The organism is Sphingomonas sp. PAMC 26621, from assembly GCF_000251145.1.
GTDB lineage: Bacteria > Pseudomonadota > Alphaproteobacteria > Sphingomonadales > Sphingomonadaceae > Sphingomonas.
The window spans coordinates 1-6937 of sequence record NZ_AIDW01000059.1; the positions used below are offsets into that span (position 1 = coordinate 1).

Annotated in this window: 5 protein-coding genes and 1 pseudogene; 2 read left to right on the forward strand and 4 right to left on the reverse strand. The window is 60.3% G+C overall.

Annotated features, from left to right (window positions below; translation table 11 throughout):
* Window positions 1–1669: pseudogene (locus RI03_RS24945) on the reverse strand (HAMP domain-containing methyl-accepting chemotaxis protein); the annotation flags it as partial.
* A gap of 99 nt (window positions 1670–1768) precedes the next feature.
* Here RI03_RS24945 and RI03_RS21040 point away from each other — a divergent pair.
* Both RI03_RS21040 and RI03_RS21045 read left to right on the forward strand, forming a co-directional pair.
* Complete coding sequence (locus tag RI03_RS21040) at window positions 1769–3328, forward strand: alginate export family protein (protein WP_170318443.1); 1560 nt, start codon at window positions 1769–1771, stop codon at window positions 3326–3328.
* Between the two features lie 130 nt (window positions 3329–3458).
* The gene (locus RI03_RS21045; protein WP_037515960.1) at window positions 3459–3845 is read left to right on the forward strand and encodes a hypothetical protein; all 387 of its coding nucleotides are present in this window, start codon (window positions 3459–3461) and stop codon (window positions 3843–3845) included.
* Here RI03_RS21045 and RI03_RS21050 read toward each other — a convergent pair.
* From RI03_RS21050 to RI03_RS24315, 3 genes are all read right to left on the reverse strand, one after another.
* A complete protein-coding gene (locus RI03_RS21050; RefSeq protein WP_010219749.1) occupies window positions 3829–4449 on the reverse strand; it encodes a response regulator transcription factor in 621 nt (206 codons plus the stop codon). The two genes, RI03_RS21045 and RI03_RS21050, sit on opposite strands and share 17 nt — an antisense overlap.
* Window positions 4446–6551, reverse strand: coding sequence for a PAS domain S-box protein (locus RI03_RS21055; RefSeq protein ID WP_010219750.1), 2106 nt, complete (start codon window positions 6549–6551; stop codon window positions 4446–4448). The genes RI03_RS21050 and RI03_RS21055 overlap by 4 nt, the downstream gene beginning before the upstream one ends.
* The coding region (locus RI03_RS24315) for a hypothetical protein (protein WP_010219751.1) at window positions 6545–6937 on the reverse strand (393 nt) is incomplete at its 5' end. The genes RI03_RS21055 and RI03_RS24315, both read right to left, overlap by 7 nt.

Below are 6937 nucleotides of genomic sequence, written 5' to 3' on the forward strand. Positions count from 1 at the left end.
GTGAGGTTACGGGCTGCGGCCGATGTTTCTTCGACCATCGCCGCATTCTGTTGGGTCGACTGGTCCATCGCGCTGATCGCCGCGGTGATCTGCGTGATCGCCGAGATTGCGCGGTGGCGTCGTCGGCCATCGTGCCAAGCAGCTTGTGCACCTCGCCGACGTCGCTCGAGATATTGGCCAGCGCGCCATCGACCTTCTGCACCGCCTGCACCGCGGTGACGATGTCGGTCTGCGTCAACGTGAGCTGGTCGCGCGCACGCTTTGCTTCCTCCTCCGCGCGCATTGCCAAGGCCGAGACGAGATCGGCGACGACCGCGAAACCTCGGCCCGCATCGCCCGCACGCCCCGCCTCGACCGCGGCGTTCATCGCCAGCACGCGAGTCTGGAAGGCGATCTTATCGAGCCCTTCGATCACGCTGTCGATACCCTTGGCGCTGTCGCTGACCCGGCCCATCGCCTGCACCGCCTCCTCGGCGGTTGCGCGGCCACCGCCGACCGTGGCTATCGCCTGATCGGCGCGCGTCACAGTCTGGACCGACGACAAGGCCGTAGCCTTCAGCCGGGTGTCGATCTGCACCAATGCCGCGCTCGTCTCCTCGAGGCTGGCGGCATTGCCTTCGGTGCGGCGCGCCAGATCTTCTGACGCCTGCGCGATTTCTTGCGAGCCGGTGCGGATGCCGTCGGCGCTCTTGGTTACCCCGCCGATCAGGCCGCGCAAGCTCGACAGAGCCGAGTTGAAATCTGTCTTGAGGATGGCATAGCTGGCGGGGAAAGCGGCGGTGATGTCGGCGGTGAGGTCACCGGCGGTCAGCGCGGCGAGCGCATCGGCGAGCGCGGACTTCACCGCCTGCTGCTCCCTTGTACCCTCGACATCGGCATCGGCGCGGATTTCTGCCGCGCTGCGGAACTGCTCTACAGCTTCGGCAATTGCACCGAGTTCGTCGGCCCGGCCGAGATGCGGCACGGCGACGCTGTCTCCGGCGGCAAGCATGGTGGTGACCGTCGCCAGCTCGGCCATCGGCTTTGCGACCGTCGTGGCGAGCAGATACCAAATCGCGGCCAAGCCGGCCAGTGAAAGAACCTCGAGGGCAATGGTCAGGGCCAAGATTCCGGCAGTAAACGCATGCGCCGCCGCAACCGCCTTATACGACCGTCCGAGCGTTTTCGCCTGAAGCAGGTCGGCCTGAGCGATCGTGTCGTGCGACATGTCCTTGCCCGCGCCCTTAATAAGCGCGAAGGTCGTGCCGGGGGCCGAATGCTTGGAAGCGAGGATCTGCGCGTTCACCGCGATCAGACTGGCGGAAAGCCCCTTTAGTTTGTTGATATCGACCTTTAAATCCTCGCCGCCAACCTTGGCGTACCCATCGACCGCTGCACTGAGCTTCTTGCTCGCCGTAGCAAAGCGATCTTCCAGCTTTGCGATCTCTTCGGGCTTGGTCGCAGTCATGTGCGAATAGACGATGATCCGCTCCTCGCGGATCTGCCCGAGAACGTCTGAAAGCGCCGTTACACTTGCCACGCCGCGTGAAACGTGGCGGTCGGCGGTGGCCGACAGCTCTCGATTGGCGAGCAGACCGGTGATGCCAAGTGCGCCCATCAAAGTCCCGATTATGACGAACGCGGTCAGCAGCTTTTTCGAAAGCGTCCAGTTGTTCAGCTTAGTCAGCATCGGGAGGTTCCGTTTCAAAAGGCGGATCTTTAACCGACAGCGTTGCACACGCTGTCGCAATACGGCGCAGATTATTCAATTATATAGGACAATATTCTCGTGCTCGCGCGTACCGCAATAATTTCCAGCTTTTGCAACATGGCTTCGCGTACCAAATTCGGAAAACACCTAACGGACCAGCACCGTTACCGACTATCCTATAATATCGGCTCCCCTCACAGATCAGGCGCCACCATGACCCCATCGAGCCGAGTTCAACGCAACCGAGTGATCCGGGCAGTGCTACGCTTATCGATGGGCGCGGCGCTGGGCACAGCTTCGGTCGGTCAGGCGATCGCCAAAGATGCGGAAGCCGGCCCTCTTTACAAGGCGCTCGGCGCTCCGGACAGGTTGACGATCAAATTGACGCTGCGCTCGCGGGTCGAAGCGATCGACGGACAATTCCGCCCGCCGCCGCGCCCGGCGGACGATCGTCTATGGTCGCTGCGCACGACGCTGTTCGCCGAATATAAGCAGGGTCCGCTGCGCATCGGCGGTGAAGTGATTGATGCGCGCGGATATGGCGAAAACGTCAAATCTTCGGTGGGTACCGGCGAAGTCGACGCGGTCGAGCTGGCACAGGGCTACGTCGCGCTCGATGTGAACAACCGGTTTGGCAAGGGATCCACGGCGGCGCTGACAGCAGGTCGCTTTGCCCTCAACATTGGTTCGAGCCGGTTGGTCGGCCGGACCGATTTTCCTAATACGGTCAATTCCTTCACCGGGTTAAACTTCGAATGGAGCGGAGCCGGCAAAGACCACTTCATCGGCTTCTGGACGATGCCAGCGCTCAAGGGGCCGGTCGATGATCGCGGGGTCCACCACAACGCTGTGAATTGGGACCGCGAAAGCCCGGAGTTGCAATTTTATGGCGCCAGCTTCACGAAGGCCAAGATCACGTCCAGTGTTAGCGCGGAAGTCTATGGCTATCGCTTGGCCGAACGCGATTCCGCCTCGATTGCCACCCGCAATCGGCGCCTGTCGACGGTCGGCACACGGCTGTTGCGCAGCTCCGGCAAGCGCATCGATTTCGAAGCAGAAGGCGCGTATCAGTTCGGCAAAATCCGCGCTACCGTCGCCGCGAGCGACCATGCCGATCTTAAGGTCTCGGCCTATTTCGCGCACGCTGAGATCGGCAAGGAACTCGCGCTGCCGTGGGCGCCGAGGCTTTCGCTGCACGGCGACATCGCGAGCGGCGACTCTGGAACGCCAGGACATTATGGTCGGTTCGACTCACTGTTCGGCGCCCGGCGCACCGACTTCGGCCCAACCGCCCTCTACGGTCCGATCGGCCGGGCCAATCTCGTGTCGCCCGGCGTGCGGATCGAAGTGAAACCTTGGCCCAAGCTCGATGGCTTCGTGATGGCGCGTGGCCTGTGGCTGGAGCATACTGCCGACAGCTTTTCGTCCACCGGGGTTCGCGATCGGTCGGGTAGGTCCGGCAGCTATGCAGGCGCGCAGTTCGAGGGGCGCGTTCGATACTGGGTCATTCCCAAGGAGGTGCGGGTCGAACTGGGCTCCGCCTATCTGGTCAAGGCGCTCTTTCTCCAGGCCGCGCCCAATGCGCCTGCGACCGGCAACACGCGCTACGTCTATTTCGACGTTTCGGGGCAGTTTTAAGCACGACAAAAATGGCACAAATCTATAACGGACATTCAGTCAATACGGACACCCCCTTAAGGTATACGGCGACCTGTGAGGGTATCAAAGTCGTCATACGAGCCGCGAGCGCTATCTAGGATACGGTATAATGAGTGCTACCCAAGGTCGGCTTATTCTGGCGATTGTCGACACCGGGTTGCGTAGCATTCTTGCAGCGCAACTCGGCATGGCGGGGCATATGCCGATCTCGACCGTTGATCACCTCGACCCGACACTCAGTGAGCATATTCGAGCGACCGCGTTGCTGATCATCGAGGAAGCGCTGATCGCGCCACCTGTGGTCGACTGGGCGGAAACGCTCCGCAACCAGTGTTGGATGGGGCAGATCATCGTTATCGTCAATGCCAAGGACGATCAGATCCAGCAAGACGATAAGGTGATGCTAGTCGATCGACGCGATGCCGGTGCTGCGGTACTGACTTTGGTGCATGCGTGGCAGTCCCAGGCGACCGTGGCAATCAGTCGTTTGGAATAAGCCCAGCGGCAAACGCAATTCGCAGCGCCTCGGAGAGACTTCGCACGTTAAGCTTCGTCATCAACTTGGCGCGGTAGATCTCTACAGTCCTAGAACTGAGACTCAGTTCGTAGGCGATGACCTTATTTGCGCGTCCCTCGACCAAGCCGATTAGGACATCCTTTTCCCGCGCGGTCAGGGTCGCGATCGCGGTTCGGGCGTGTTCCGACAGCGATACCGCCTTGTGGTCCTGTTCGATCGTGGAAAAAGCGGTTTCGACGACGTCTAGCAGTATCGACGGGTCACAAGGTTTTTCCAAAAAGTCGAGCGCACCGAGCTTCCAGGCCTGGACTGCAATCGACGTGGCGCCTTGCCCGGTCAGGATAATCACGCCGAATTTGCGCGGCAAGCCGACAATCTTGCGCAACACCTCAAGGCCGTTGTACCCCGGCATGTCATAATCGAGCAAGACGCAGCCCGGCTCGAGAGTGTCGATCTGGGCGAGGAAGTCGTCGCCCGATCTATAGCCGAACACCATCAGATTTGGACGGGTCGAGAGCAGACTTTGCAGCGCGGATCGCACCGACTGGTCGTCGTCGACGACATAGATCCTACGCGTGGTCATTCGTCGATCTCCGATGTCAGACAGGGATTCTGGAGTGTAAAGCAGAACACGGCGCCGCCGGCCGGACTGTTCACCGCGTCGAACGTGCCACCATGCGTCTCGATGATCCGGCGGCAGATTGACAGGCCCACGCCCATTCCCTTGTCGCGCTTGGTCGACACGAACGGCATGTAGAGCTGGTCGAGCATCGACGGGTCGATACCCGGACCGGTATCGGCCACGCTTACCTCAACCATTTCATCGGCATGTGCCTTCGTCCTTATGGTAATCCGCCGCCCGGCGAGCGGGCATTTCCGCATCGCTTCTGTCGCATTGCGCAGCAGATTGACGAACACCTGCGCGATCTGGACTCGGTCGGCCAGCACCATTTCGGCCGAGGGATCCAAATTATAGACAAGTTCGATATCGTAGCGTGTCGCGCCGATGAACGCCAAGGAAACGGCATCCGAGATGATAGTGCGGATCGGGCCGACCTGCATATCGACGCTTTCACGCGTCGCGAAATCTCGTATTCGCCGAATGATCTCTCCGGCCCGTAGCGCCTGCTCAATGCCGAGCCGCAACAGCGACCTGCCCTCCTCGCGATTGGCATCCTCCACCAGGATCAGATCCGCTGCGCCGAGGAAATAGGCCGCCGCGGCCAATGGCTGGTTGAGTTCATGGGCAAGGCCAGCGGCCATCTCTCCCATCGCGCTGAGGCGCGACGCGTGCAACAACTCGTCGCTCATTTCCGACAGGCGCTTTTCTGAATGAAGCCGCTCGGTCAGGTCGCGGGCAAAGGCGGTGAACAATCGCTTCGATCCGGCCCCCATGTCGCCCATCCACAATTCGATCGGTACCGCGCTACCATCGCGGCGGCTCGCATACGTCACCGGCGTGCCTTCGGAAACGTAGCTCTTCCCGTCCTTGAGGTAACGGTTGACGAACGAGTTAGCCTTGTGGATATTCGGGGTAACCGCGAGGATTTCAACGTTACAACCGATCACCTCGTGCGCAGCATAGCCGAACAGCTGTTCGGCCGAGGCGCTGAACGCTTTAATGATGTTGCGATCGTCGAAGATTACCATCGCCGAAGGAACGGTTTTTAGGACCAAGCGGAACTGCTCCTGCTCAACCAGCAATGCCACTTCGCGCCGGTTCCGGTCAGTAACGTCGACAAGAATGCCGAAAACTTTGCTCAACTTGTTCTTCGCATCGTAGATCAGGCGACCCACACCTTCGATGACGCGCACTCCGTCATTAGGCACGGTGAGCCGGTACTGAAAACTGTATCGCTCGGCATGCCGTATTGCAGCATCTTCGATCTTTGCCCGGATTGCAGCCATGTCGACGGGTTCGATCCGCTCGGCCCATGCCCCGATCGTTCCCAACTCACCCGGTTTTAGCCCCAGACGTTGTTCCATGGCCGGCGACACCGCAACCTCCCCTGTCGCCACGTTCAATTCAAAAGTGCCAATCTTCTGCGCCTCAAGCGCAAGCGACAAATTGGCGTCGCTTTCCTTCAACGCGACCTCGATCCGAACCCGCTCGGTGATGTCGGTCATCTCGTGGACTTGCACGGCGGTTCGCCCCGGGGCTTGTACGAGCCGCACCCGTTCGATGACATGCACCTCTGTCCCGTCGCAGCGCTGTTCGATTAGTTCTTGCTGCTGGCTATCCGAACCCCCGGGCACCGGCCCGATGCGCATCGGATCCGCATTGCGTGACTGCATCAGATCATATTTCGATCGGCCGACGGCTTGCTCTGCGCTCCAGCCGTAAAGCTCCTCACACCCTCGCGACCAATGCCGAATCGTCCCGGAAACCGTCGTGAGCGCGATCGGTACCGACTCCATTGCATAAGTTATCTCCAAAAACACAGCGTATTCCGCCGCGAGGCGTGTAACCGACCAGAAGATCACCGCTGCGAAAACCGCGATATTTACGCCCGTGACGATGACGTGGACCACGAGTGAGGCGATTGCATCCGCCTCGCCGATCAGGATTTCGGCCAGTGCGTCGAACGCCAGGACAAGCGCGAATACCGGGAAAGCGCGACGCAGGATCTTACCCCGCTGGGTTCCACGGCCGGGAATCTTCTCCCATTTCGGCCGCCCTACCATGCGAGCAGCGCCGCGGAGATAGCGATAGCGATAGCGATAGCGATAGCGATAGCGATAGCGATAGCGATAGCGATAGCGATAGCGATAGCGATAGCGATAGCGATAGCGATAGCCTGAGCGGTGGCCGGCAACGATGGCAAGAAAAAATGATCGTCATCACCCTCGGACGCGATTTCCAACGCGGCGACAATCGCCGACATCAACGAAACGCCCAAAGCCAGGGTGGCAAACGCGGCTACCGCACGGCTGAAGCTCCGTCCCCGCCGATGCGCGATCGCGACGACGACGGCAAGTATAGTGAGTATCGTCAGTGTTTCGGCATAAGGGCGGCCAAAGGACTGTCCATCTGCAAAGCCGATCTTATGCGAGGACAGCGAACCAATGAA